The organism is Alistipes communis, assembly GCF_006542665.1.
Lineage (GTDB): Bacteria > Bacteroidota > Bacteroidia > Bacteroidales > Rikenellaceae > Alistipes > Alistipes communis.
In genome coordinates this window covers 1,641,655-1,668,084 of sequence record NZ_AP019735.1, presented here as the reverse complement: position 1 = coordinate 1,668,084, position 26,430 = coordinate 1,641,655, and the positions used below count along the sequence as shown (strand labels likewise).

Annotated in this window: 19 protein-coding genes; 10 read left to right on the top strand and 9 right to left on the bottom strand. The window is 62.4% G+C overall.

What is annotated here, in order from left to right; genetic code table 11:
• The 6 genes from FMF02_RS06925 to FMF02_RS06900 all read right to left on the bottom strand — a co-directional run bounded on the left by FMF02_RS06925 (position 1) and on the right by FMF02_RS06900 (position 6,509).
• On the bottom strand, positions 1-936 hold the full coding sequence (locus tag FMF02_RS06925; RefSeq protein ID WP_141412603.1) for a glycosyltransferase family 2 protein: 936 nt from the start codon (positions 934-936) through the stop codon (positions 1-3).
• Positions 933-1,934 carry a glycosyltransferase family 2 protein gene (locus FMF02_RS06920; protein WP_141412602.1) on the bottom strand — a complete coding sequence of 334 codons (1,002 nt, stop codon included), beginning with the start codon at positions 1,932-1,934 and terminating at the stop codon, positions 933-935. Before FMF02_RS06920 ends, FMF02_RS06925 begins: the two co-directional genes overlap by 4 nt.
• Complete coding sequence (locus FMF02_RS06915) at positions 1,931-4,423, bottom strand: ATP-dependent helicase (protein WP_141412601.1); 2,493 nt, start codon at positions 4,421-4,423, stop codon at positions 1,931-1,933. The genes FMF02_RS06920 and FMF02_RS06915 overlap by 4 nt, the downstream gene beginning before the upstream one ends.
• 85 nt (positions 4,424-4,508) lie before the next feature.
• Entirely contained in the window at positions 4,509-5,237 is a 729-nt protein-coding gene (locus FMF02_RS06910) for a DUF6064 family protein (RefSeq protein WP_019130508.1), read from the bottom strand.
• Positions 5,238-5,241: 4 nt separating this feature from the next.
• Positions 5,242-5,745, bottom strand: coding sequence for a threonine/serine exporter family protein (locus FMF02_RS06905; protein ID WP_019130509.1), 504 nt, complete (start codon positions 5,743-5,745; stop codon positions 5,242-5,244).
• Entirely contained in the window at positions 5,742-6,509 is a 768-nt protein-coding gene (locus FMF02_RS06900) for a threonine/serine exporter family protein (RefSeq protein ID WP_019130510.1), read from the bottom strand. The genes FMF02_RS06905 and FMF02_RS06900 overlap by 4 nt, the downstream gene beginning before the upstream one ends.
• A 156-nt stretch (positions 6,510-6,665) precedes the next feature.
• Between FMF02_RS06900 and hemW the strand changes: the two genes are divergently transcribed.
• From hemW to FMF02_RS06875, 5 genes are all read left to right on the top strand, one after another.
• Positions 6,666-7,784: a radical SAM family heme chaperone HemW gene (hemW, locus tag FMF02_RS06895; RefSeq protein WP_141412600.1), complete on the top strand. Its 1,119-nt coding sequence runs from the start codon at positions 6,666-6,668 to the stop codon at positions 7,782-7,784.
• 125 nt (positions 7,785-7,909) lie between these two features.
• Positions 7,910-12,160, top strand: a complete 4,251-nt coding sequence (gene glgP / locus FMF02_RS06890; RefSeq protein WP_141412599.1) for an alpha-glucan family phosphorylase — start codon at positions 7,910-7,912, stop codon at positions 12,158-12,160.
• 231 nt (positions 12,161-12,391) lie between these two features.
• Positions 12,392-14,545, top strand: coding sequence for an amylo-alpha-1,6-glucosidase (locus tag FMF02_RS06885; protein WP_141412598.1), 2,154 nt, complete (start codon positions 12,392-12,394; stop codon positions 14,543-14,545).
• 6 nt (positions 14,546-14,551) lie between these two features.
• On the top strand, positions 14,552-15,874 hold the full coding sequence (locus FMF02_RS06880) for a glycosyltransferase family 4 protein (RefSeq protein WP_317129817.1): 1,323 nt from the start codon (positions 14,552-14,554) through the stop codon (positions 15,872-15,874).
• A gap of 21 nt (positions 15,875-15,895) precedes the next feature.
• On the top strand, positions 15,896-17,110 hold the full coding sequence (locus FMF02_RS06875) for a glycoside hydrolase family 57 protein (RefSeq protein WP_019130515.1): 1,215 nt from the start codon (positions 15,896-15,898) through the stop codon (positions 17,108-17,110).
• Positions 17,111-17,331: 221 nt separating this feature from the next.
• On the opposite strand, the gene FMF02_RS06870 is transcribed toward FMF02_RS06875, so the two are convergent.
• Entirely contained in the window at positions 17,332-17,640 is a 309-nt protein-coding gene (locus FMF02_RS06870; RefSeq protein WP_019130516.1) for a DUF3467 domain-containing protein, read from the bottom strand.
• A gap of 466 nt (positions 17,641-18,106) precedes the next feature.
• On the opposite strand from FMF02_RS06870, the gene fusA2 reads away from it, so the two are divergent.
• On the top strand, positions 18,107-20,263 hold the full coding sequence (gene fusA2 / locus FMF02_RS06865) for an elongation factor G2 (RefSeq protein WP_141412597.1): 2,157 nt from the start codon (positions 18,107-18,109) through the stop codon (positions 20,261-20,263).
• Positions 20,264-20,352: 89 nt separating this feature from the next.
• Here fusA2 and FMF02_RS06860 read toward each other — a convergent pair whose 3' ends face one another.
• Positions 20,353-21,645 carry a bifunctional folylpolyglutamate synthase/dihydrofolate synthase gene (locus tag FMF02_RS06860; RefSeq protein ID WP_019130519.1) on the bottom strand — a complete coding sequence of 431 codons (1,293 nt, stop codon included), beginning with the start codon at positions 21,643-21,645 and terminating at the stop codon, positions 20,353-20,355.
• 21 nt (positions 21,646-21,666) lie between these two features.
• Positions 21,667-23,343 carry an apolipoprotein N-acyltransferase gene (lnt, locus tag FMF02_RS06855; protein ID WP_227044843.1) on the bottom strand — a complete coding sequence of 559 codons (1,677 nt, stop codon included), beginning with the start codon at positions 23,341-23,343 and terminating at the stop codon, positions 21,667-21,669.
• Between the two features lie 218 nt (positions 23,344-23,561).
• Here lnt and rpmH point away from each other — a divergent pair, with 218 nt between their 5' ends.
• The 4 genes from rpmH to trmD all read left to right on the top strand — a co-directional run bounded on the left by rpmH (position 23,562) and on the right by trmD (position 26,430).
• Positions 23,562-23,723: a 50S ribosomal protein L34 gene (gene rpmH / locus FMF02_RS06850; RefSeq protein WP_026074915.1), complete on the top strand. Its 162-nt coding sequence runs from the start codon at positions 23,562-23,564 to the stop codon at positions 23,721-23,723.
• A 590-nt stretch (positions 23,724-24,313) separates the two neighbouring features.
• Positions 24,314-24,982 carry an MBL fold metallo-hydrolase gene (locus FMF02_RS06845; protein ID WP_141412596.1) on the top strand — a complete coding sequence of 223 codons (669 nt, stop codon included), beginning with the start codon at positions 24,314-24,316 and terminating at the stop codon, positions 24,980-24,982.
• Between the two features lie 15 nt (positions 24,983-24,997).
• A complete protein-coding gene (locus FMF02_RS06840) occupies positions 24,998-25,735 on the top strand; it encodes an FkbM family methyltransferase (RefSeq protein WP_019130523.1) in 738 nt (245 codons plus the stop codon).
• Between the two features lie 11 nt (positions 25,736-25,746).
• The gene (trmD, locus tag FMF02_RS06835) at positions 25,747-26,430 is read left to right on the top strand and encodes a tRNA (guanosine(37)-N1)-methyltransferase TrmD (RefSeq protein WP_019130524.1); all 684 of its coding nucleotides are present in this window, start codon (positions 25,747-25,749) and stop codon (positions 26,428-26,430) included.

Below are 26,430 nucleotides of genomic sequence, written 5' to 3'. Positions count from 1 at the left end.
TTATCGTTTCGGCTGCCGTCGCAGCCATTTCTTCACCAACAGTCCGTATCCCGCCGCATCGAACACGAGCAGCGGCGTGCGCCGCACGTCGCGCCACCAGCGCGAAAGATACTCCGCCGTCGTACCGTCGCGCGACAACACCCACAGTGCCACGCGCATCCGACGCCGACGCAGCGCCCGCAGGTGGCGCCCCGTGCCGTAACGGGCGTCGAACCAGAGCGAGATGTCGCACAGCGAATCGCAGAAGGCGATGCGCGCACGGTAAGCCCGACTCTGGCTGACGCTTTCGGGCAACATGCGGTGGACGGCCGTCACCTCCTCCGATGCCCGGATGCGGCTGCACGCCGCGAACCAGATCCACATCGGCGCATCGTCGGTCAGCCATTCGGGATGCTCTTCCGGCCGCACCTCCGCGTAGTAGCGCAGGATCAGCTCCCGCCGCGCGACGGCCGTGCAGTTCTCGACCGTATTGTCGAACAGCAGCCGGTCGAAATCGCAAAAGAGCTCTCCGGCAGGATAGCGCCGCCGCTCGCCCGTCGCCTCGAACCGCCGCTCGGAGCGGGTATAGCTCAACCCGCAGGCGGGATCGGCCTCCAACGCCTCGACCTGCCGTTGCAGTTTGAGCGGGTCGCACCACCAGTCGTCGCCGTCGCACATCGCCACGTAACGGCCCCGACACGCTTCGATCGTGCGCCGGTAGTTGGCGCGCATCCCCACGTTGACAACCCCCGTCAACAACCGGATGCGGTCGGGATAACGCGCGGCGTAGTCGCGGCAGATCGCACCCGTGCCGTCCGGACTGCAATCGTCGCTCAACACCAGCTCCACGGCGAACGTCGTCCGCTGCGACAGCACCCCTTCGATCGCCCGGCCGATGTAGGGCGCATGGTTGTAGGCGGTCATGCAGACCGATACGAGAGGTTCGGCATTCATCATCTGTTCCCATTCAAAAATTCATGTCGGGCAGAGCGGCGGAGCGCACTCCATACCAGCTTTCCGCCCCCTCTCCACACGAACAGCAGGGAGGGTTCCCGACGGACGTCGCGCCACCAACGGCGCAGACAGGCACCGCCGCCCGCATCCCTCATCAGCGTGAGGATATATTCCATGCGCATCCTGGCGATCCGCCGCCGCTGACGGCCGCCGCCGTAGCGGGCGTCGAACCAGCACTTGATATCGAAAATCGCATCGAAATAGACGATCCGGCGCTCCAGCGACGACTGGTGACTGCCGCTGTCGGGCAGTACGCGGAAAACCGCCGTCTCGCAGTCCAGAAACCGGATCGTGCAGCGCGGCGCCATCCAGAGCCACATCGGGTAGTCTTCCAGCGGCCACGGCCGTTCGAGCGGCCGCAGTTCGGGATCGGCATAGTAGCCCGCGAGCAGGTCGCGCCGCACGACGGCCGCACAATTGGGAATCGTATTGTTCAACAACAGCTCCTCGAAAGTCGTCGCACCCGCCCCCATCGGGTAGTTCTCGACATAGCGCCCCTCCTCCTGCGCATAACAGCGCACCCGCGTATAGCAGATGCCGCAGGCGGGATCGGCCTCCAACGCCTCGACCTGCCGTTGCAGTTTGAGCGGGTCGCACCACCAGTCGTCGCCGTCGCACATCGCCACGTAACGGCCCCGGCACGCTTCGATCGTGCGCCGGTAGTTGGCACGCATCCCCACGTTGACATCCCCCGTCAACAGCCGGATGCGGTCGGGATAACGCGCGGCGTAGTCGCGGCAGATCGCACCCGTGCCGTCCGTACTGCAATCGTCGCTCAACACCAGCTCCACGGCGAACGTCGTCCGCTGCGACAGTACCCCTTCGATCGCCCGGCCGATGTAGGGCGCATGGTTGTAGGCGGTCATGCAGACCGATACGAGGGGGGGGGTCGCGACGCACCCCGACGCCGCAGGCGCGGCAGGATCGAAAACCGGTATCATCGTTTCGTCAATTTGGCGAATTTCGCAAGCAGGGTCTTCTCGCCGTACTCCTCGAAGACGACGACCAGCTTATGATCGGCCGCCAGCGTTTCGATACGCACGATCTCCCCGCACCCGAACTTGGGATGCTCGACCCGCTCGCCGACGGCATAGCCCGACGCCGCGGCGTTCCCTGCGGCGGGTGCCGCTCCGCCGCCCAGCCGCCGCAAATTCTCCGGCACAACGGGGCGTTGCAGCGCAGGGCGCCGGAAGGCGGAATCCGTCCCGCCCTGCCCGCCGAACGAAGGGGCGCCGCTCTCCGGCCGCGAACCGCCGGAATAGGCTCCGCCCCGTCCGCCGAACGAAGATTTCGCACCGCCGAAGGAGGGGTTGCCGCTGCCGCCCGCCCGCTGCTGATAACGCACGTCGAAACGCCGGCGCAGCTCTTCGAGCGCCGTGCGGCCGCCGGCTGCGGCCTCTTCGCGCACGGGCGTCTGGCCGGCCCCGACCGCACCGTCGAGATAGCGGGGGTCGATCTCGCGCAGGAAACAGCTCGGACGCGAAAACTCCATGTTGCCCCACTTGAACCGCATCTCGGCATAGGAGAGCACCGCACTGCATTTGGCGCGCGTGAGGGCCACGTAGAACAGGCGCCGCTCCTCTTCGAAACCCTCGGGCGACTCGGCGGCCCGCTGCGACGGGAAGAGGTTCTCCTCCATCCCGACGATGTAGACGTATTTGAACTCCAGCCCCTTGGCCGAATGGACGGTCATGAGCGTCACCTTGTCGTCGTCGCCCGCGTCCTCCTTCTTGTCCATATCGGTGGTGAGCGTCACGCTCTGCAACCACTCCTCGACGGTAGCCTCCCCGAGCTCCTCGCCGCCGCGGATCTCGGCGTCGCGCTGCTCCTTGAAGAGCTGCATCGAGTTGAGCAGCTCCTCGATGTTGTCGAGCGCCGAAGTAGCCTCGGGGCTGTTCTCACGGCGGAAGAGCGCCAGAATGCCCGAACGCGACGCCACCTCCATACCGAAGTCGTAGAGTCCCTTCTGCGCACGTTCGAGCGAGAGCGAGCGGATGAGCGCCACGAACTCGGCGACCTTGCGCACGATCGTGCGCTGCACGGGATCGCTCACAGGCTCGGCCACCAGCGCGTCGACCGCCTCCCACATCGACACGCCCCGTTCGGCCGCCAGTTGGGCGATACGCAGCACGGTGGTGTCGCCGATGCCGCGCGCCGGATAGTTGACGATGCGCCGGAAGGCCTCGTCGTCGCGCGGGTTGACCACCAGCCGGATATAGGCCAGCATATCCTTGATCTCCTTGCGGTCGTAGAACGACGCCCCCTTGTAGATGCGGTAGGGAATGCCGCGGCGGCGCAGCGACTCTTCGAGCGCCTGCGACTGGTTGTTGGTGCGGTAGAGGATCGCCGCTTCGTTCCACGCATCGCCCGTGGCGCGCACCTTGTCGCGCAGATCCTGTACGACCAGCTCGGCCTCCTCGCGGTCGGTGTAGGCTTTCAGCACACGGATCTTCTCGCCCTCGTCGCCCTCCGAGAAGCACCTCTTCTCCATGCGGCGCGAATTGTGGACGATCACCGAGTTGGCCGCCTCGACGATCGTGCGCGTCGAACGGTAGTTCTGTTCCAGCTTGAAGACTTTCGCTTCGGGATAGTCGCGCTGGAAGGAGAGGATGTTTTCGATCTTGGCGCCGCGGAACGAGTAGATCGACTGTGCGTCGTCGCCCACGACGCAGACCTTGCCGTGATGCTGCGACAGGCGGCGGACGATGATGTACTGCGCGTAGTTGGTATCCTGATACTCGTCGACCAGAATATATTTGAACTGCTCCTGATAACGCTCCAACACGTCGGGACAGTCGCGCAGCAGGATGTTGGTCTGCAACAGCAGGTCGTCGAAATCCATCGCGCCGTTGTGCTTGCAGCGCTGGCAGTAGAGGTTGTAGATGTTGCCGAACTCGGGAATCTGCGCCCGCCGGTCTTCGGTGGCGTGCGCCGAATTGGCCAGATAGGCGCCCGGGGTGACCAGCGCGTTCTTGGCCTGCGAGATGCGCGAGGCGATCGTGTTGGGCTTGTACTTGTCGTCGGCGAGGTTCAGCTCCTTGACGATCGTCTTGATGAGGTTCTTGGCGTCGGACGCATCGTAGATCGTGAAGTTCGCCGGAAAGCCGATCCGCTCGGCGTCGGTGCGCAGGATGCGGGCGAAGATCGAGTGGAAGGTACCCATCCAAATATGGCGAGCTTGACCCTCGGTCAAATGTTCTGGAATCATTTTGACAATACGCTCACGCATCTCCTGCGCTGCTTTATTCGTAAATGTCGTTGCCAAAATATTTTTGGGTTTGATTCCTTTTTGAATCATATAGGCGATGCGCGAGGTGAGCACGCGCGTCTTGCCCGAACCGGCTCCGGCGATGATGAGCGACGCGGAGTCGTAGGCCTCGACGGCGGCGCGCTGGGCGGGGTTGAGCCCCTGCAATATCGGTGATTCCATCTGTTTCGTACTTGTCGGGCGACAAAGTTACGAATTTTTCGCGATCCCGCCTATCGATTCCCGAAGAAGCGGGGCGGTCGTCCGGTCAGACGTAGAGCCGGATCTGGTGCAGCAGCGTGGCGGTGAAGAAAAGGCCGATGACGATGCAGAGCAGGATCAACAGCCCGTTGAGCATCCGCGCGTCGGGCTTGGTGCGCAGTTCGCGGTTCTTGGCGATGTATTCGCGGAAAAAGAGGTAGAGCGCCGGCACGGTCGAGGCGGCCAGCAGGAAGTCTTCGGGAATACCGAAGAAGTAGACCTTCGCCAGCCCGATCAGCGCCCAGTGGCAGAGGAACAGTACGAGGAAGATGTTGATACGGTGCGTGAAGGCCAGCATCAGACCAATGGTGAAGACCGCCACCGAACAGGGCATCACGGGCATGGTCATCATCGGGAACGACAGCCCCCGCGCCAGCGAAAAGAGCGGATAGGCCAGCGGCATGAGGTAGAGCAGCAGGGCGAAGCCGTTGGGGCGGCTCGTGCGCTCGAAGCGCGTGAAATCGGCATAAAGGTCGTAGAGCCAGATCACGGCCATGATCCCCCAGAAGAGGGCCAGCACGTCGCTGTGGCTGCGCTGGCCGCACCAGACCAGATAGTAAACCACGGCGATCCAGGCATTGAGACCCGCCAGAAAGAGTTTCATGGCCCGTTTGACATTCTGCGTCGGGCGGAGGTAGAGCAGGACGGTGAGCACTGCCGCCGCCGCCACGATCGCGATCTGCCACGGCCACGTGGCGGCATTGTAACGTGCGATGGTATTCCAGAAAATCTCCATGCAATCAGGCTTTACGGGGTTTGCGGCGCCGCGTGAGCGAGAAGGCGCGGCGGCGGAAGAGTAAGATCGGCACCGTCGAACCGACGGCCAGCATGAAGACGACGCTGACGGTGACCGTCGCGTTGAGCAGGAACGCATCCATATACTGCCGCGCCGCATCGCTCTCGGCGGTGTGCTGCATGAGCATGATCAGGGCGAAGACCGTCTTGTAGGCGTAGATGCCCGGCACCATCGGCAGCAGCGCCGGAATCGAGAGGACGGTGGTCGGGCAGTAGATCCGGCCGCCGAGCCAGAGGCTTCCCAGTCCGATGAGCAGCGAGGCGCAGAGCGTCGCCGTGGTGATGTCGAGTCCCGCGCAGGTCATCAGGCCAAAACGCAGGGCGTGGCCTGCGGCGGCCAGCAGGGCGATCGACGGGAAGGCCCGCAGGGGCGGGTCGGAGATGGCCCCGAACCCGATCGCCGCGACAGCCGCGAAAAACCCGTCGACGAAAATATCCGCAGCGATCATAGCAGGCTTCCCTTAACCATTAACAACGTGACGGACAGCCCCACGGCGATGCAGAGGATCAGCAGCAGGGCGCCGATCAGACGGCTGCAACCGATCAGCACGTGCCCCTCGACGATGTCGATCACGCCGTTGATGAGCGGCACGCCCGGAACGAGGAACAGCACGCTCGTGGCGATGGCCGTCTCGGCCGTGCAGTCGAAGCGCAGCGCCGACGAAGCGCACAGCGACGCGACGAAGGCCGAGAGAATGAAGATGATGAAGTGGTTCACGCCGGCTTTGGTCAACTGCTGCCGGGCCGAAAAGCCCGCCAGCGTGGAGGTGAAGACGATCCCCACGGCCACCCAGTCGCCGTTGAAGAGTTTGCAGAACGAAGCGTTGGCCAGCCCCACGACCATGAGCACGAACATCGGGTCCATGCGCGGCTTTGCGGTCAGTTTGCGGAACTTCTCGCGGATCACATCGAGCGGCAGCCGCCGGTCGACGGCCTCCCAGCTCAGCGAACTGAGGTCGGAGTTGCGTTCGAAACTGATCGGCAGGTGCGGGATCTCGACCACCTGCGTCACCACCTGCGGGTTCCCCTCCTCGCGCACGGTCAGGATCGACGTGCGCTGGAAAGTGGTCAGCCGCACGTCGACCGACTGCGAGGCGCCGATACGGCGCGCATTGCGCACCACGCGCGAGGTATGCACGCCCGACCCCAGCAGGTAGGTGGCGTACTCGCCGATAAAATCGAGCAGCTCGGTCAGTTCCGCTTGTGTTTTCATGACGGCGCAAAGTTAATAAAAATTTTAAACAACCTCGCGCTCCGGACGAATTGACCCATCCGTCGGAAGAAAAAACCGAATCCTCCGTTTTTTCGGCGGGCAGTCCAATTTTTTCCGTTTTTTTTCGTTAGATTTGTTAGAATATTAAACGTCAAAATGGCCGGACTCTATCTCCATATCCCCTTCTGCAAGCGTGTCTGCGCCTACTGCGACTTCTACAAGTCGGCCGACCTGCGGCCGATGAAGGCCGTCGTGGAGGCGATGCACGACGAACTGCGCCGCGAAGCGGGATTCCTGCCTGCGGAGCAGTTGCGCACGATCTATTTCGGCGGCGGAACCCCCTCGTTGCTGCCGCCCGAGGAGTTGGAGGAGTTCATCGCCCACGCCGCCGAACTCTTCGACTGCACGGCCCTCGAAGAGTGCACCGTCGAGGCCAACCCCGACGACCTGACGCCCGACTACCTGCGGCGGCTGGCCCGCACGCGGGTCGACCGCCTCTCGATCGGCGTACAGTCGTTCGACGACGGGGAGCTGCGCCTGATGAACCGCCGCCATACGGCCGACGCGGCGCGCAAGGCCGTGCGACAGGCGCAGGAGGCGGGCTTCGGCAACGTGACCGTCGACCTGATCTTCGGCGTACCCGGATTCGGCGCCGCGACGCTCGCACGCAATCTGCGCGAAACGGTCGCGCTGGGCGTGCAGCACGTTTCGGCATACCATTTGACCGTAGAGCCGCAGACGGCCTTCGGCCGCCGCATGGCGCAGGGCAGGTTCTCCCCCGTGACGGAAGAGACGAGCGAAGAGGAGTTCCTCACGGTGCACCGCACGCTCCGCGACGCCGGATTCGAGCACTACGAAGTCTCGAACTACGCCCTGCCCGGCCGCCGGGCGATCCACAACAGCGCCTATTGGAGCGGAGACCCCTATCTGGGAATCGGCCCTGCGGCACATTCGTTCGACGGCGAATGCCGGCGCTGGGCCGTCGCCGACATCGGGCGCTACCTGGCCGGCGGCGACCGCTACGAATCGGAGCGCCTGACCGAACGCGACCGCTATAACGAGACCGTGATGACGGCGCTTCGCACGGCCGAAGGGCTCGATACGAAGGCGATCGGGCGACGGTTCGGGCCGGCACGGCTCGAAACCCTGCTCGACGCGGCGCGCCCGTGGCTCGACGCGGGCGACGCCACCCTGCGCGACGGACGGCTGGCGATCCCCGCCGAACGGTTTTTGCTGTCGGACGCCGTGATCGCCGCTCTGTTCTGGGAATGTTAAGGTTAAGTTATTATTAAATATTTTTATAAATTTGCAAATATAGATCATTCGGCAGTACCTTTGCAGGTGAAACACCTTCCTGTCGACCGCAGGTACGAACCGAATTATCAAAAATCCGACAAGATATGAACGAAAACGAACTGCTGACGCCCGACTACCTCTTCGAGGTGAGCTGGGAGGTCTGCAACAAAGTCGGCGGCATCCACACCGTCGTTTCGACCAAGGCCCGCACCGTCGAAAGCAAACTGGGCGACAACTATCTGCTCATCGGCCCCGACATCCAGCGCGAAGGCGACAATCCCGAATTCGAGGAGGACGACGAGCTGCTCAAAGCGTGGCGCCAGAGCGTCTACAACGACGGCATCCGCATCCGCATCGGCCGCTGGCGCGTCGTCGGCCGTCCGATCGCGGTGCTGGTCGACTATACGTCGCTCTTCCCGAAGAAGGACGACATCCTGAAATTCCTGTGGGAGACCTACCACGTCGATTCGATCTCGGGACAGTGGGACTACATCGAGCCGGTGCTCTTCGGCCACGCGGCCGGACAGGTCATCGCCTCCTACGTGGAGAACTTCTGCGCCTCGACGGACAAGGTGGTGGCCCACTTCCACGAGTGGATGACCGCCGCCGGCGGACTCTACCTGCGCAAGTACTCGCCCTACGTGGCCACGGTCTTCACGACCCACGCCACGGTGACGGGCCGCTGCGTGGCCGGCAACGGGCTGCCGCTCTACAAGGATCTGGGACGGCTCAACGCCGGCGAACTGGCGCGCCAGTTCAACGTCGTGGCCAAACACTCGATCGAGAAGATCGCCTCGCAGGAACACGACGTGTTCTGCACCGTGAGCGAAATCACCGCCCGCGAATGCGAGAGCCTGCTGGGCAGCACGGTGGACGTCGTCACCCCCAACGGCTTCGAGGACGACTTCGTGTGGAACGGCAGGGAGTTCGACGAAAAACGGGCCGAGGCACGCCGCGCGATGATCCGCACGGCCGAGGCGACGCTGAGCTGCAAATTCGACGGCGAACCCCTGATCGTCGGCACGAGCGGCCGCTACGAATTCCGCAACAAAGGCATCGACATCTTCCTCGACGCCCTGAAACAGCTCGCCGAAACGGACGCCCTCGACCGCGAGGTGCTGGTCTACATCACCGTACCGTCCGCCACGACCGGTCCCCGCAAGGATTTGCAGGCGCATCTGGCCGACGAAAACAGCCCGATCGATCCCAAGCAGAACCGCTTCTGCACCCACTATCTCGAACATCCCGAATGGGATCAGATCCTCAACTCGATCGCCGGCAGCGTGCTGGCCAACCCGTCGTCGAAGGTGAAGGTGGTCTTCGTCCCCACCTACCTCAACGGCCGCGACGGCATCTTCGACAAGAGCTACTACGAACTGCTGGTGGGAATGGACATGACGCTCTTCCCCTCGTACTACGAGCCGTGGGGATACACGCCGCTCGAATCGACGGCCTTCTCGGTACCGACGCTCACCACCACGCTGGCCGGATTCGGACTCTGGGCCGGTTCTCAGGGCGAACACGAGGGCGTGACGCTCGTCGCACGCAACGACGACAACTACGCCGAAGCGGCTCGCGAAATCGCCAAGGCGCTGCTGCATTTCACCAAATATACCCCGCAGGAGGTCGAAATCGCCCGCAACGCCGCCGCCGAACTGTCGCGCACGGCCCTGTGGAGCGAACTCTACGCAGCCTACGAAAAAGCCTATTCCGAAGCGATCGAACGTTCGGTGACCCGTACCAACCGTGCGGTGCTCAACGACGGAGGCGGCGCGACCGAACAGATCAATTTCGTGCGGCAGCAGCTCATCACCGAAAAACCGCACTGGAACCGCGTGATGGTCGAGAAGGTGCTTCCCAAGCGTCTCCACGCCCTCGAAGTGCTCTCGCACAACCTTTGGTGGAGCTGGACCAGCGGCGCCCGCGACCTGTTCGAGTACATCGACCAGAAGCTGTGGTCGGAGTGCGAGAAGAACCCGATCGTATTCCTCGACCGGCTGCCGCTCGAACGGTTGCAGGAGTTGGAACAGGACGGTTCGTTCCTTGCGATGCTCGACGGCGTCTACGCCATGTTCAACGAATACATGAGCGAAAAACCCGATCCGAAGGCGCCGACGATCGCCTACTTCTCGATGGAATACGGACTGCACTCGTCGTTGAAGATCTATTCGGGCGGCCTGGGCATCCTCGCCGGCGACTACCTCAAAGAGGCGTCGGACAAGAACGTGCCGATGGTTGCCATGGGGCTGCTCTACCGTTACGGTTACTTCACGCAGCGGCTCTCGGCGCAGGGGGCGCAGGAGGCGACCTACGAGGCGCAGAACTTCTCGAAGCTGCCGATTTCGCCCGTGCGCGACGAGCTGGGCAACTGGACGACCGTACAGATCGCCCTGCCGGGGCGTACGCTCTCGGCCCGCGTCTGGCGATGCCAGGTCGGCCGCACCGACCTCTTCCTGCTCGACACCGACTACGAAGCCAATCTCGACGAAGACCGTCAGATCACCCACTACCTCTACGGCGGCGACTGGGAGAACCGGCTCAAACAGGAGCTGCTGCTCGGCCTGGGCGGCATCCGCGCCCTGAGGGCCATGGGCATCAAGCAGGAGGTCTACCACTGCAACGAGGGCCATGCGGCCTTTATCGGCATCGAGCGCATCCGCGATCTGGTGCGCCGCAAGCTCACCTTCTCCGAAGCGCTGGAAGTGGTCCGCTCGTCGTCGCTCTTCACGACCCACACCCCCGTGCCGGCCGGCCACGACGCCTTCCCCGAGTCGATGATCCGCCAATACCTCGCCCACTACCCCGACGTGCTGGGCATCACGTGGGAACAGTTCATCAATCTGGGCAAGACCAACCCCAACGACCCCGAAGAGCGCTTCTCGATGTCGGTGCTGGCGTGCAACCTCTCGCAGGAGGTCAACGGCGTGTCGTGGCTCCACGGCGAGGTGTCGAAGGACATCCTGGGCAACATGTGGCCCGGCTACTTCAAGAACGAGCTGCACATCGGTTACGTCACCAACGGCGTACACTTCCCCACGTGGTGCGCCTCCAATCTGCGGCGGCTCTACATGCGCTACTTCCCCGAAGGGTTTTCGGGGCACGACTACGACATCCCCGCCTGGCAGAAGGTGCACGACATCCCCGCCGCCGAACTTTGGCAGGAGCGCATTTTCCTCAAACGCAAGCTGGTGGATCATATCCGTAAACGGTACAGCGACCCCGCCCAGGTGCGCATCGACTCGCCGCGCCAGATGGTGCAGATCGTCGAAGGGATCAAACCCGACGTACTGACGATCGGCTTCGCACGCCGCTTCGCCACCTACAAGCGCGCCTACCTGCTCTTCACGAACCTCGACCGCCTGTCGGCGATCGTCAACAACAAGGAGCGGCCCGTGCAGTTCATCTTCGCGGGCAAGGCGCACCCCAACGACAAGCCGGGGCAGGATCTCATCAAACGCATCGTCGAGGTGGCGGCCATGCCGCAATTCGTCGGGAAAATTCTCTTCCTGCAAAACTACGACATGGAATTGGCGCGAAAAATGGTACAGGGCGTAGACGTGTGGCTCAACACGCCGACCCGCCCGCTCGAAGCGTCGGGTACGTCGGGAGAGAAGTGCGTCATGAACGGCGTGCTGCAATTCTCGGTGCTCGACGGCTGGTGGGTCGAGGGCTACAAGGAGGGCGCCGGCTGGGCGCTGCCGATGGAACGGACCTTCGCCGACCAGCGGTTCCAGGACGAACTGGACGCGGAGATGATCTACAACACGATCGAGGAGCAGATCGTACCGCTCTATTACAAGCGCGACGAACAGAACATCCCGCGCGACTGGGTCGAATCCGTCAAACGGTGCGTGGCCGACATCGCGGCGAACTTCACGACCAACCGCATGATGCGCGACTACGAGGAGCGCTTCTACGGCAAGCTGGCGGCACGCCGGCACGAGATCGTCGCGGGAGACTACATGCTGGCGCGCGAAATCGCGGCATGGAAACGCCGGATCTCGGCCGCGTGGGACAAGGTGCGCATCGTCGAGGTCAAGCAGGCGAAGATCGACCGCGAAGCGATGTTCGTCGGGGAGCACTACCCCTTCGAGATCAAGATCGACGTGGCCGACCTCCGTCCCGAAGACATCGGCGCCGAGCTGGTCGTGGCCAAGCAGATCGAGTACGGCCAGCCGGTCAACGTGATCGAAACCGTACCGCTCGAACGCACGGCCGTCGAGGGGACGACCGTCACCTACGCGCTCGACTACCGTTCGGGCCGCTCGGGGTCGTTCGACGTGGCGCTGCGCATCTACCCCTCGAACCCGCATCTGCCGCACCGCATGGATTTCGCGCTGGTGAAGTGGGCGTAGACGCGGTCGCCGCCGCAAGAAACTTCCGGACCGCTCCTCCGGCGTCGTTTCCGGCGCCGGAGGGTCTGCGGACCGCAAACGCAAAATTTCGGCAACCCGTTTGAGCCGGGAAGGTGCCGCCCCGAAAGGACGGAGGAGTGCGAGGCTGCGATTTTTACGTTTTCGTTGTTGGAAAACCGGATATTTTTCAATAACTTTACTGAAACGATCCTAACTATCACAACATAAACCATGTCTGCACTTACTTTCGACAAGAACGAACTGGGCAACCTCGAATATTCGCTGCAACGCGAGGTGCTCTCGACCGACCGCCGCGGCGGCTACATGAGCACCACGATCGTATGCTGCAATACGCGCAGGTACCACGGTCTGATGGTCGCCCCGATCGGCAGGGGCGACCAGACCTGCGTGCTGCTGTCGTCGCTCGACGAGACCATCGTCCAGCACGATCAGTCGTTCAATCTGGCTATCCACCGTTTCCGCGGCGTCTACGAACCGCGCGGCCACAAGTACATCACCGACTTCGCCTACACGCCGACCCCGACGATCACCTACCGCGTGGGCGGCGTCATCCTGCGCAAGGAGCTGCTGTGGATTCACAAGCGCACGCAGCTGATGATCCGCTACACGCTGCTCGACTCGCCGGCCGACATCCGCCTGCGGCTGCGGCCCTTCTTCGCCTATCGCGAGAAGGAGGCGCTGACCCATGCCAACATGGAGGCCAACGGCCGCTCCTACCCCGTGCAGGGCGGCGTGAAGAACCGCCTCTACGAAGGCTATCCGTGGCTCTACCTCCAAACGAACCGGCCCGACGCCGAATTCGTGGCCGCACCCGACTGGTACTACGGATTCGAATACCCGCAGGAGCTGGCCCGCGGCTACGACGGTTACGAAGACCTGCTGACGACGGGCTATTTCGAACTGCCCCTGTCGAAGGGACAGAGCGTGATCTTCTCGGCGTCGGTCGAAGAGATGGCCTCGTCGGCCGAGATCGGCGCGCTGTTCGACCGCGCGCTGGCACGCCGCACCCACAAGATCGATTTCCACAGCCTGCTGCGCCACTCGGCCCGGCAGTTCGTCATCCGGCGCCCCGACGGCCGCACGGAGGTGATGGCCGGCTATCCCTGGCTCACGGCGCAGATCGCCCGCGAAGCCTTCATGTCGCTGCCGGGCATCACGCTTGAACAGGATCACAAGGAGGACTGCATCGACGTGCTGGACAGCGTGTGCCGCACGCTCCGCGACGGCGATTTCGCCGGTTCGGCATCGGCCGCGCAGGAAGCCGACGCCCCGCTGTGGTTCTTCTACACATTGCAGGAACTGGAATCCGAGATCGGCAGCCGCGAGATCTGGCGCCGCTACGGCGAAGCGATGAAGTCGATCCTCGCGGCTTACCGCCGCGGCATCGGCGGCCGTGTGGCGCTGCACGGCAACGGACTGGTCTGGGCGTCGGACGAGCACGTGGCGCTCACATGGATGAATTCCTATGCGGACGGGCGGCCCGTCACCCCGCGCAACGGGTATCAGGTCGAGATCAACGCCCTGTGGTACAATGCCGTCAGCTATGCGCTGTCACTGGCCGAAGAGGCGGGCGACAAGGCGTTCGCCGCCGAATGGAAGGAGGCTCCGGCGCAGACCAAGGCGTCGTTTCTGGAAAAATTCTGGCTTCCGGAGGAGGGATACCTGGCCGATTTCGTAAACGACGCCGAGACCAACCGCTTCATCCGCCCCAACATGGTCGTCGCCTGCGGCCTGAACTACACGATGCTCGACGAGGAGCAGCTCATCTCCGTGCTGCGCATCGTCCGCCAATACCTGCTCACCCCGAAGGGGCTGCGTTCGCTCTCGCCGCAGAATCCGCTCTACAACGGCTCCTACGCCGGCGACGACCGGATGCGCTCCCACGCCGCGATGAACGGTACGGTGTGGGTATGGCCGCTGCCCTTCTACGTCAAGGCCCGCTATGCGCTCACCGGCGCCGACTACACACCCGAAGTCGAGCGGTTCCTCGCCGACTTCGACGAGGACATCCAGTGCCACGGCATCGGTTCGATCTCGAAGATGTACGACGCCGACCCGCCCTTCGCCCCTAAAAGCGCGATCTCCTATGCGTGGAGCGTCGGCGCCGTGCTGGAACTCTACCGGCTCATGGAGCGCTTCGACCCCGCATGGCGGAAGAAGAGGGAGAAGGCCGCCCCGAAAACAGGCTCCCGCCGAGCGGCCGGTGCGGCGAAACCCCGCACGGCGACGGAGGCGGCGGCCGCGCCTGCGGATTCCGCACGGAAAGGGGCGGCGGACGAAGAGGCGAAACCCGCGAAACGCCCCAAAGCCCCGGCCAAAGGGAACGGAAGGCGCAAAACAGAACGTAAAACCGTCAAAAAATAGTCAGCCATGAGAGTGTTAATGTTCGGATGGGAATTTCCCCCTCATATCGCAGGCGGTCTGGGTACGGCCTGCTACGGCATGACGCGCGGGCTGGCGCGAAACGATGTCAACGTGACCTTCGTCATGCCCCGTGCCACCGGAGACGAAGACCAGAACTATGTGCGCGTGGTCAACGCCAGCGACGTGGAGACGCTCTTCGGCGCCGCCTCCGGCGATACGGAGGAGCTGTGGAAGAAGATGTCGTTCATCCGCATCGACTCGAACATGGTCCCCTACGTCTCGCCCGAAGAGTACAAGTCCTATCACGACGAGTACGTCCGCACGGGACGTAAGACGTGGGAGACGACCGACCTCTGGAAGCAGCGCTACACCTTTTCGGGCAAATACGGCGCGAACCTCATGGAGGAGGTGGCGCGCTATGCGATGGTAGCCGCGCAGGTGGCCCGCGATCTGGCGGGGCAGTTCGACGTGATCCATGCCCACGACTGGCTCACCTACTTCGCCGGAATCGCCGCCAAACGGGTCTCCGGAAAACCGCTGGTCGTGCACATGCACGCCACGGAGTTCGACCGCAGCGGCGAGAACATCAATTCGCAGACCTATGCCATCGAACGCGCGGGCATGGAGGCCGCCGACCGTGTGATCGCCGTGTCGAACCTCACGCGCAACATCATCGTCACCCGCTACGGCATTCCGGCCGAAAAGGTGGTGACGGTGCACAACGCCGTGCGGTTCGCCGAGGCGGAGTGCGCCGCCCCCGAACGCGGCGTCGGGGACAAGATCGTCACCTTCCTGGGGCGCATCACCTATCAGAAGGGGCCCGACTACTTCGTCGAGGCGGCCGCCAAGGTGCTCAAACGGGTACCGAACGTGCGCTTCGTGATGGCCGGTTCGGGCGATATGATGAACCACGTCATCCGCCGCGTGGCGCGCCTCGGCATCGCCGACCGCTTCCACTTCACGGGATTCCTGCGCGGCGAGGATGTGCACCGCATGTTCCAGCTGTCGGACGTCTACGTGATGCCTTCGGTGTCGGAACCCTTCGGCATCTCGCCGCTCGAAGCGATGCGCTCGAACGTGCCGGTCATCATCTCCAAGCAGAGCGGCGTGGCCGAAGTGCTCGACTACGCGCTCAAAGTCGACTATTGGGACGTGGACGCCCTGTCGGATGCGATCTATGCCCTGATTACCTATCCCGCGCTGGCGAAGATGTTCGCCGAGAAGGGGCTCGACGAGGTGACCGGACTCAAATGGGACAACGCCGCCGCGAAGATCAAGGCGGTCTATCAGGCGGTCATCGACGAGGCGGCCGCACGCCAACGGGAATAACAACACAAACGACATATCACCATGAAAACGATCTGTTTCTATTTTCAGGTTCATCAGCCCTGGCGGCTGAAAACCTACCGGTTTTTCAATATGGGCGTGGATCACAACTACCTCGACGATCTGACCAACCACGCCATCCTGCAAAAAGTGGCGCGGCAGTGCTACCTGCCGATGAACGCCCTGCTGCTGAACCTCATCAAGGAGCAGAAGGGCAAATTCCGCTGCTCGTTCTCGATCACGGGGTCGGCCGTCGAACAGTTCCGAGCCTATGCGCCCGAAGTGCTCGACTCGTTCCGCGAACTGGCTGCCACGGGATGCGTGGAGTTCCTGGCCGAGACCTACTCCCACTCGCTGGCATCGCTCCGCTCGAAGGAGGATTTCGAGGAGCAGGTGAAACTCCATACGGCCCTCGTGCGCAAGGAGTTCGGGATGAAACCCACGGCCTTCCGCAACACGGAGCTGATCTACTCCGACCAAATCGGCGAAACGGTCGCCCAGATGGGGTTCAAGACCATCCTGGCCGAAGGCGCCAAACACGTGCTGGGCTGGAAATCGCCCAACTACGTCTATGCCAACGCACTGAATCAAAAACTGCACGTGCTGCTGCGCAACTACAAGCTGTCGGACGACATCGCCTTCCGTTTCTCGAACCGCAGCTGGAACGAATGGCCGCTGACGGCCGACAAGTTCGCCGGCTGGATCGCCTCGGACGATACGGTGGGCGAGGTAGTGAACCTCTTCATGGACTACGAAACCTTCGGCGAGCACCAGAAGGCTTCGACGGGCATCTTCGATTTCATGAAGGCGCTGCCCAAAGCGGCACTGGCCACACGCAAGCTGGAATTCGCCACCGTGAGCGAGGCGGCGAAGAAGTACCAGCCCGTGGCGGTGCTCCACTGCCCGCACGTGATGTCGTGGGCCGACGAGGAGCGCGACGTCACGGCATGGCTGGGCAACGAGTTGCAAAACGAAGCCTTCACGAAGCTATACGGCCTGAGAGATAAGATCAAGGCGTTAAAAAACAAGGATTTCGATTACGTGTGGAACTTCCTCCAAACTTCCGACCACTTCTACTACATGGCTACCAAATGGTTGTCGGACGGCGACGTGCACTCCTATTTCAACCCCTACGGATCGCCCTACGAAGCCTTCATCAACTACATGAACGTACTGTCGGATTTCGAGATCGAGGTGGACAAAGCCTGCGAGGCCAAACGCATACGGCTCCGCGCCTGAGCGCATACCGCCCGAACGTGAATATGCGGTGCGACGGGAGATCCCGTCGCACCGCATTTCGTTTCGTCCCGGCCCAGGTCTCCCAAAGGGAAAGCATCCGCGCCGCGCTTCGGCGGCCGCTGCGGACAGCAGTGCGAAACGACGCACGCCCCTGTCCGAAGCGAGTGCGGACCCGCAGCGCCGCACGACGCCGTACGACGAAAGGCTGGAAAGCGAGAAGGTCAGGCTTCGCCGATCTTGCCGCCGAACTGGTCGCCCGTATGCTGCGGCGTAGGAATGACGATCTGACCGTGCACGCTCTCGTAACGCACGATATTCTCCTGCAACGACATCAGCAGGCGCTTGGCATGTTCCGGCGTGAGGATGATGCGGCTCTTGACCTTCGCTTTGGGAACGGCAGGCATGACAGCCGCGAAATCGATGATGAACTCCGAAGTGGAATGCGCGATGATGGCGAGATTCGAGTAGTTGCCCTGCGCGACCGTCTCGTCCAGTTCGAGATCGATACCTAAATTTTTGTTCTCAGCCATAACTCCATGTAGGAAAGACGTAATTAAAATATGTATGAACCGAGGCTTTATCAACGATGAAATTACGTCCTTCCTAACTTACGGCGTCTTCCGACGAACGCCAAATTCCATGATTGATACATCCTCCGAATCCCCCGTCGGGAAGGGAAACCTGCAATGAAGACCCTGCACGCGATGCACCGGTGCGGCGCCAGGCCGGTTGTTTCATGGCAAAGATAGATTCCGGCGCCCGAAAATATTCGTCCGGCGGCACAAAGTTTTCAATCATTTATCAACAATCGCACCCCGCCCGACGGCAAAAGCACGACCTCCCGACCGTGCTTCCGATCAAAAACGCGGCCGAGCCGCAGAGCGATTCTAAGATATTGATAAAATTTATAAATTTTTCACCCTCCGCACTTGATTTTGCGGATTTTTTCATATATTTATAATCCGAAAAACAGGAAAAACCTTAAAACTTCTCGATATGAAAAACTACTCAGCGAAAGAGATCAAGAACATCGTCCTGATCGGCGCCCCCGGCTCCGGAAAAACCACCCTCGCCGAAGCAATGGCCTACGAGGGGAAGGTCATCGACCGCAGGGGCGCCGTCGAAACGAACAATACGCTGTCGGACAACACCGACATCGAACACGAATACAAACGCTCGATCTACTCCACGATCCTCTTCACGGAGTTCATGGAACGCAAGCTCAACATCATCGACTGTCCGGGATCGGACGACTTCTGCGGCAGCCTCTTCTCGGCCTTCAAGGTGGGCGACGTGGGAGTAATGGTCTTCAACGCCCAGAACGGCTGGGAAGTCGGTTCGGAGATTCAGGCGCGCTATTCGCGCGAACTGTCGAAACCGCTCATCGGCGTCATCAACCAGCTCGACGCCGAGAAGGCCAACTTCGAGGGGACGGTCGAGAGCATCCGCGCCGCATCGCGCGTGAAACCCGTCGTCGTGCAGTACCCCGTCAACCAGGGGCCGGGCTTCAACGCCTTCATCGACGTGCTGATGATGAAACTCTACCGCTTCAAAGACGAGAACGGCACGCGCGAGGAGCTCGATATTCCGGCCGAGGAGATGGAGCGCGCCACGGAGCTGAACCGCGAACTGGTGGAGATGGCCGCCGAGAACGACGAGGCGCTCATGGAGCTCTATTTCGAAAAGGGGACGCTCACGCAGGACGACATCCGTTCGGGACTCAAAATCGGTCTCTCGCGGCGTGAAGTCATGCCTCTGTTCTGCACCAGCGGCAAGCGCGACGTCGGAACGAAACGCCTCATGGAGTTCATCATCAACGTCGCTCCGGGGCCACTCAAAGCGCCCAAATTCCTCTCGACCGAGGGCGAGGAGATCGCCGCCGACCAGACGCAGCCGGCCGTGGCGTTCGTCTTCAAGAGCCAGATCGAACCCCACATCGGCGAGATCAGCTACCTGCGCGTGATCCGCGGCAAACTCACCGAAGGCATGGAGCTGCTCAACACCCGCACGGGCAACAAGGAGAAGGTTTCGCAGCTCTTCGCCGTGGCGGGCAAAAACCGCATCAAAGTGACCGAACTGGCGGCCGGCGACATCGGCTGCACGGTCAAGTTGAAAGGCACGCGCACCAACGACACGCTCGCGGCACCCTCCGCACCCGTGACGATCACCCCGATCGTATTCCCCGAACCGCGTTACCGCGCCGCCGTACAGCCCAAGGTCAAGGCCGACGAGGAGAAGCTGGGCAAACTGCTCAACGACGCCAAGTACGAAGACCCGACGATTCTGGTCGGATATTCCAAGGAGCTGAAACAAACGATCATACAAGGCCAGGGCGAGCATCACCTCAACATCCTCAAAGCGCGCCTGGCCGCCGATAACAAGATGGAGATCGAGTACATCGCGCCGCGAATCCCCTACCGCGAGACCATCACCAAAGTGGCGCAGGCCGACTACCGCCACAAGAAACAGTCGGGCGGATCGGGCCAGTTCGGCGAGGTGCACATGGTGATCGAACCCTACTACGAAGGGATTCCCGAACCGAAGAGCTACAAGATTCCGGGCAAGGGCGACATCACGGTCAACATCAAGGGCAAGGAGGAGTACGACCTGCCGTGGGGCGGCAAGTTGCAGTATTACAACTCGATCGTAGGCGGTGCCATCGACGCGCGCTTCATGCCGGCGATCCTCAAAGGCATCATGGAGAAGATGGACGAAGGCCCGCTGACGGGCTCCTACGCCCGCGACATCCGCGTAGTGATCTACGACGGCAAGATGCACCCGGTGGATTCGAACGAAATCTCGTTCAAGCTGGCGGCCCGCAACGCCTTCAAGGAGGCGTTCCGCAATGCGGGCCCCAAGATCATGGAACCGATTTACAGCATCGAGGTGCTGACGCCGAGCGAATACATGGGCGCCGTGATGAGCGACCTGCAAAACCGCCGCGCGATGATCGAGGGCATGAACTCGGACAAGGGATTCGACCGTCTCAACGCCCGCGTGCCGCTGGCCGAGCTCTATCGTTATTCGACGACGCTCTCGTCGCTCACGTCGGGGGCGGCGACCTATACGATGCGTTTCTCCTCCTACGAACAGGTGCCCGCCGACGTGCAGGCCAAACTGCTCAAAGAGTACACCGACACCGACGAGGAGTAGGTCTCCGCAGCCATTTACGACCGAAGAGGCGCCCGATCAGTTTCGGGCGCCTCTTCTCTCATTCCCGCCGGCGGCGGTACGAAAACGGGTCACAACACCTCGGCCACGACGAAGGTCGAACCGCCGATGAAGATCGTGTCGGCGGGAGCGGCGAGCGCCTTCGCCCTGGTCACGGCCTCGGGAACCGTTGCGACCGCTTCGCCGTCGAGACCCGCCGCCGCAGCGCGGGCGGCCAGTTCCGACACCGGAAGCGCCCGTTCGCTGGCCGCCTGCGTAAAGAGATAGTAGGCGTCGCGCGGCAACAGCGCCAGAATGGCGTCGATGTCCTTGTCTCCCGAAAAGCCCACGACGCAGTAGAGACGGCCGCCTTCGTGCGAGCGGCGCAGCTGTTCGGCCACATAGGCCAGTCCGTGCGCATTATGCCCCGTATCGCACAACACTTTGGGCCGCTCGCCCAACGACTGCCAACGCCCTTGCAGCGCGGTCGTGCGGGCGGCGCTCGCCGCGCCGTCGACGAAGGCGCGGCGGCTGATCGTCAGCGGCGTCTGTTCGTGCAGCAAGTCGAGCGTGGCCAGCGCCGTCAGGACATTGCGGCACTGGTACTCGCCCAGCAGGTCGAGATCGAAATCGAGCACGTGGCCGTCGCGGCGGCGCACCATGCGGAAGTGCTGCCGGTCGCCGCACAGCTCGTGGCCCTCGCAGGCGAACTCCCGCTCGGCGTAGACCACGCGCGTCTTGTTCGCGGCGGCAACCTGCTCGAACACCGCATCGTAGGCCGCGTTCGCTTCGCCCAGCACGAAGGGAATGCTCTTCTTGATGATACCGGCCTTCTCGGCGGCGATCTTCGCCAGCGTATCGCCCAGCAGCGCCGTATGTTCCAGTCCGACGTTGGTCACCACGCTCACGATGGGCAGCAGGATGTTCGTGGCGTCGAGCCGCCCGCCCAGCCCCGTCTCGATGACGGCCACCTCGACGTCGCTCTGTGCGAAGTAGTCGAACGCCAGCGCCGCCGTCATCTCGAAGAACGAAAGTCCCAGTTCGGTCATCTTGTCACGGTGCTTGTCGACGAAATTGACCACTTTCTGCTTGGGGATCATCTCGCCGTCGACGCGGATGCGTTCGCGGAAATCGTGCAGATGCGGCGACGTGAAGAGACCCGTGCGGTAACCGGCCTGTTGCAGCACGGCGGCAATGATGTGCGAAACGGAACCCTTGCCGTTGGTTCCCGCGACATGGATCGTGAAGTAGTTCCGCTGCGGGTTGCCCAAATGCCGGCAGAAAGCCGCGATACGTTCCAGACCCGGTTTGTAGGCCGTGACGCCCTTTTCCTGAAACGTCGGCATCGACGAAAAGAGAAATTCGAGCGTTTGTGAATAGTTCATGCGAAGCGATATTTGTTTGGATTAATCGACCAGGTAGTTGCGCCGCTTGACGCGATAGGCGACGTAGTAAAGGAGGCAGAGCAGCATCACGTACTGGGCTATCCGCCCCAAGTAGTCGCCGTAGCGGGTATAGACGGTCAGCTCGTCCGACAAGGCGACCGGAGCCGTCAGCACGCCCCGACGGGCCCAGCCGAGCGTCGGGCCGACCACGTCGCCCCGCGCGTTGATGAAGCCCGAAATGCCGGTATTGGCGCTGCGCGCCACGGCGCGGCGGTGCTCGATCGCGCGCAGACGCGAAAAGGAGAAGTGCTGGCGGTGAATGGCCGTATCGCGCCACCAGCCGTCGTTGGTGATGACCAGGATCAACTGCGCCCCGCCGCGGACGAACTCGCCCACGTAGGCGCCGTAGACCGATTCGTAGCAGACGGCCGGCGCCACCCGCACGCTGTCGGCCGCAAAGACCGTGCGCTGCGTATCGACGCCCAGCTGGCCGGTCGTACCGCCCAGATCGATGATAAGGAAACTCAGCCAGTCGAAGAGCCACGGCAGCGGCATCTTCTCGACACCGATCACCAGCCGCGACTTGTGGTGGATGTCCCGCACACCCCCGGCGTCGAGAGCCAGCGCCGTGTTGAACCGGTCGTACCAGACACCGTTGCGGAAACGCGCCGTCGCGGTCTGATTTCCCTCGGCATAGACTTTATAGGTGTCGGCCCCCACCACCAGCAGCGCATCCGGATGGTCGGCCGCCAGCGCCGCCTCGAACTGCGCGAGCGAAGGACTGGCCGACAGCCAGGCTTCGTTGAGCCCCTCGACGAGCGCCGTCTCGGGCATGGCGATCAACTGCGCCGACGAAGGAACTTCGGCCAGCAGCGACAGCAGGTTTTCGTGCTGCCACCCCGGCGCGGTATTGAACTTGTCGTAGCAGTCGACGTTGGGCTGCACGACCGCCGTCTCGATCCGCTGCGCAGGCTCCTCCCAGCACGCATAGATCGCAAGCGACACGGCCGCCGGCACGACGACGGCCAGCGCCGCACGCACCCAGTGCCGCACGCTGCGCCGATGCAGCCACGCCTCGAAAAAGAGCAGGTTGCAGACCAGCACCCACAGCGTACCGCCGAAGATACCCGTATATTCGTACCACTGCACGGCCCATGTGTCGTTCGCGAAACCGTTGCCCAGCAGCAGCCACGGAAACGAGAATTCGCCCACGGTGTACCAATATTCGGTAGCGATCCAGCCCGCGACCAGCAGCGTGTAGGCCAACGCCTTGTGCGCCCGCTTGCTCACCGTATGGAACAACATGAAGGCCAGCATATTGAGGAAGGTCGAGACGAGCGTCGCGGCGAACGGACCGACGGGCGTCGAATACCACAAGCCCCAGATCGTCGCGCCGTTCCAGAGGACGAAGGCCAGCCATGCCCAGCCGAACATCCCCCACCAGTCGCGGCGCGAAGACCCGTAACTGCGGCTGATCCACAGCAGGGGCACCAGCGCTACGACGAGCGGAAGGCCGGACAGTCCGAGCCACCCCGCCGCAAGCAGCGCCGCGGAGAGGAGCACGCATAAAAATCGCCGAAGAGTCAACCCCATAAGTTCGACGCCGAACCCGCGCTTCTCACGCGCCGATACGTTCCGGCCCGTTTCATTCCCGATGCGGCCGGAACGGCCGGCCACCGATCGGATTCGGCTTTGCAAAAATAGTCAAAATATACCGATAAACAGCCCGCGCCGCCCGATTTTTTCAACCGTCGTCCGAAGGGGCTCCCGCCTGTCGCGCCGCGACCTTCCGAAAGGGGTTTTCACGCCGAAAACACAATATTTTCGGGAAAAATTTTTGCGTGTCGTTTTTTTGTTATACATTTGCACTCCGCAAACTGCGCAAATTACAAAACAAAAAGGATACTGCTATGGCAATGAAAAGAACGTTCCAGCCGTCGCGCCGGAAGAGAATCAACAAGCACGGTTTCCGCCTGAGAATGTCCACGGCTAACGGTCGCAAGGTGTTGGCCGCCCGTCGTGCCAAGGGCCGTAAGAAGCTGACCGTATCGGACGAATCGACGTTTAAATACGCCTGACCGTCCGCAGGCATCTCTATGCCATAGCACAGGCGCTGCAATTGCCGTTGCAGCGCCTGTGCTGTTTCCACCTCTCGCCGAACCGCACATCGCCGCCCCTGCGAACATTTTCGCAGAGGCTGCTTGCAACCTCTGCCGAGGCGAGAAAACGAACACGATCGTGAACTTGGGGATCAAGCCGAAAGTACAAGAAAGAATGTTTCCGAAGAAACGTCGGCGAATTCCCGAACCGGCGGTTCGCGTGTTCTTGCGAGGAGCGCGGTTTTTACCACCTTTTGCTGCCAAAAGGTGGCGCCCAAAGCATCCGTAGAGCGAAAAAGTCGGGGAACCGCCGTCGGTTGCGCCTAAAACGCTACGCGGACAAGCTCGCGCCCGCGTTTTCGACGGCGCCACCGTCGTCGTCTCTTCTTCCCGATTTTTCGCACTACGGAATGACGGTGCGCTCCGCGCGACCTGATTTTCGTTCTGCACCGGATTTGCGGACTATGCCGAGGCGAGAAAACGAACACGAAAGTGATCGACAATTCGCAGCCGCCGCTTTCAAATCTCTGCGAAAAGATGTACCTTTGTACAAATAGACTTCACATGATATGAAAGTAGCATCGCTGCAATTCAATCCGATCTGCGAAAACACCTACGTGGTGTGGGACGACACGAACGAGTGCATCGTCGTCGACGCCGGCAACTCCGACGAGCGCGAGAACGCCCGGCTCAAAGAGTTCATCGACTCGCGCGGGCTGCACCCCCGCATGGCGGTCAACACCCACGGGCACTTCGACCATACGCTGGGCGTGCAGTTTCTCAAAGATACCTACGGCATCCCCTTCGCCCTCTCGGGCAAGGACAAGTTCCTGCTGGACAACGCCGCACCGGGCAGTTCGATCTTCGGCGTGAAGGTTGGCGCCATGCCCTCGATCGACCTCGACCTCGATACGACCGACGAGGTGCGTTTCGGCCACACCGCCTTGAAAATCATTCCCACGCCCGGCCATACGCCGGGCCATGTGTCGCTCTACGCGCCGCAGGTGAAGGCCGTCTTCACGGGCGACACGCTCTTCCGCGAGTCGATCGGCCGCACCGACCTGCCGGGCGGGGACTACTCGTGGATCATGCGTTCGATCCTCGAACGGCTCATCCCGCTGGGCGACGAAACGGAGGTCTACCCCGGACACGGCGAATCGACCACGATCGGCCACGAGAGCCTCTACAACCCCTTCGTCGTGGAGGTGCTCAACGGGCAGGTGAATTACGACAACTAAGGCCCGTCGTCCGAAATGAACAGACTGCTGCACAAACTTCTCTACCGGATTCTGCCGCTGGGCGGCTACCTGCAAACGGTGAGCGCGATGTTCTTTCTGTCGCACCGGCTGGGTATCGGGCGCCACGCGCCGGCCACGGAATATACGTTCCACCTCGACCGCCTGATGCGGGCGGGCGATCTGGCCATCGACATCGGCGCCAACCTCGGCTACTACGCCCGCCTGATGTCGCGCATCGCCGGCCGCAACGGCCACGTCTACGCCGTGGAACCCGTGGCGCCGATCCGTCGGGTGCTGGAACGCAACCTGAGCGGCTGCGGCAACGTCGACATCCTGCCCTATGCGCTCGGCGCCGCCGAGGGCGAGATCCGCATGGGCAACGCCACCGTCCGCACGGGCGGCTACTTCGGCACGGGACAGAATTTCGTGATGGAGGCGGGCGCCGAGGCCGACGTGGAGTTCACCGCCGAGATGCGGCGCGGCAGCGAGCTGTTCGGCCACCTCACGCGCATCGACTTCATCAAATGCGACGTCGAAGGCTACGAAGTCGTCATCATGGAGGAGATGCGGCCGCTGCTGGAACGATTCCGCCCCACGGTGCTCATCGAGACGGGCGGCGAGAACCGCGACCGCATCGTCGCGCTTTTCACCGAACTCGGTTACGACGCCTACACGCTCCACCGCGGGCAGGAGATTCCGCTGCGAGCCGGAAGTAAAAAGGACATCATCTTCCGACCGAAGAAAAAACGTTAATTGCCAAAGCCATGCGTATCGACATACTGACCGTAGTCCCCGAACTGCTCCGCTCGCCGCTCAACGAATCGATTCTCAAACGGGCGCAGGAGAAGGGGTTGGTGGAGATCGTCGTCCACAATCTCCACGACTACGCCCACGACAAACGGAAAACCACCGACGACTACCCCTTCGGCGGCGAAGCGGGCATGGTGATGAAGCCCGAACCGGTCTTCGAACTGGTGGAGAAACTCCAAGCCGAACGCCGCTACGACGAGATCGTCTACACCTCGCCCGACGGCGTGCGCTACGACCAGCACGAGGCCAACCGCCTGTCAACGCTCGAAAACATCATCGTGCTGTGCGGCCACTACAAGGGGATCGACCACCGCATCCGCGAACACCTCATTACGCGCGAAATCTCGATCGGCGACTACGTGCTCACGGGCGGCGAACTGGCTGCCTGCGTGATCGCCGACTCGGTGGTACGGCTGCTGCCGGGCGCCATCGGCGACGAGTCGTCGGCGCTCACGGACTGCTTCCAGGACAACCTGCTGGCGCCGCCCGTCTACACGCGGCCGGCCGAATTCCGCGGCTGGCGCGTCCCCGACGTGCTGCTGTCGGGCAACTTCGCCGAGATCGAGGCATGGCAGGACGAACAGTCGTGGGAGCGCACCCGACGGCTGCGCCCCGACCTGCTGGACGATAAAAACTGA

Excerpts from the sequence above, each read along its gene's own strand:
- FMF02_RS06845 (WP_141412596.1), top strand. The coding sequence starts at position 24,314 with ATGAAAGTAGCATCGCTGCAATTCAATCCGATCTGCGAAAACACCTAC.
- FMF02_RS06915 (WP_141412601.1), bottom strand. The coding sequence starts at position 4,423 with ATGGAATCACCGATATTGCAGGGGCTCAACCCCGCCCAGCGCGCCGCC.
- FMF02_RS06900 (WP_019130510.1), bottom strand. The coding sequence starts at position 6,509 with ATGAAAACACAAGCGGAACTGACCGAGCTGCTCGATTTTATCGGCGAG.
- FMF02_RS06870 (WP_019130516.1), bottom strand. The coding sequence starts at position 17,640 with ATGGCTGAGAACAAAAATTTAGGTATCGATCTCGAACTGGACGAGACG.
- trmD (WP_019130524.1), top strand. The coding sequence starts at position 25,747 with ATGCGTATCGACATACTGACCGTAGTCCCCGAACTGCTCCGCTCGCCG.
- FMF02_RS06905 (WP_019130509.1), bottom strand. The coding sequence starts at position 5,745 with ATGATCGCTGCGGATATTTTCGTCGACGGGTTTTTCGCGGCTGTCGCG.
- fusA2 (WP_141412597.1), top strand. The coding sequence starts at position 18,107 with ATGAAAAACTACTCAGCGAAAGAGATCAAGAACATCGTCCTGATCGGC.
- FMF02_RS06920 (WP_141412602.1), bottom strand. The coding sequence starts at position 1,934 with ATGATACCGGTTTTCGATCCTGCCGCGCCTGCGGCGTCGGGGTGCGTC.
- FMF02_RS06925 (WP_141412603.1), bottom strand. The coding sequence starts at position 936 with ATGATGAATGCCGAACCTCTCGTATCGGTCTGCATGACCGCCTACAAC.
- FMF02_RS06875 (WP_019130515.1), top strand. The coding sequence starts at position 15,896 with ATGAAAACGATCTGTTTCTATTTTCAGGTTCATCAGCCCTGGCGGCTG.
- FMF02_RS06885 (WP_141412598.1), top strand. The coding sequence starts at position 12,392 with ATGTCTGCACTTACTTTCGACAAGAACGAACTGGGCAACCTCGAATAT.
- glgP (WP_141412599.1), top strand. The coding sequence starts at position 7,910 with ATGAACGAAAACGAACTGCTGACGCCCGACTACCTCTTCGAGGTGAGC.
- FMF02_RS06840 (WP_019130523.1), top strand. The coding sequence starts at position 24,998 with ATGAACAGACTGCTGCACAAACTTCTCTACCGGATTCTGCCGCTGGGC.
- FMF02_RS06910 (WP_019130508.1), bottom strand. The coding sequence starts at position 5,237 with ATGGAGATTTTCTGGAATACCATCGCACGTTACAATGCCGCCACGTGG.
- hemW (WP_141412600.1), top strand. The coding sequence starts at position 6,666 with ATGGCCGGACTCTATCTCCATATCCCCTTCTGCAAGCGTGTCTGCGCC.
- FMF02_RS06860 (WP_019130519.1), bottom strand. The coding sequence starts at position 21,645 with ATGAACTATTCACAAACGCTCGAATTTCTCTTTTCGTCGATGCCGACG.
- FMF02_RS06880 (WP_317129817.1), top strand. The coding sequence starts at position 14,552 with ATGAGAGTGTTAATGTTCGGATGGGAATTTCCCCCTCATATCGCAGGC.
- rpmH (WP_026074915.1), top strand. The coding sequence starts at position 23,562 with ATGAAAAGAACGTTCCAGCCGTCGCGCCGGAAGAGAATCAACAAGCAC.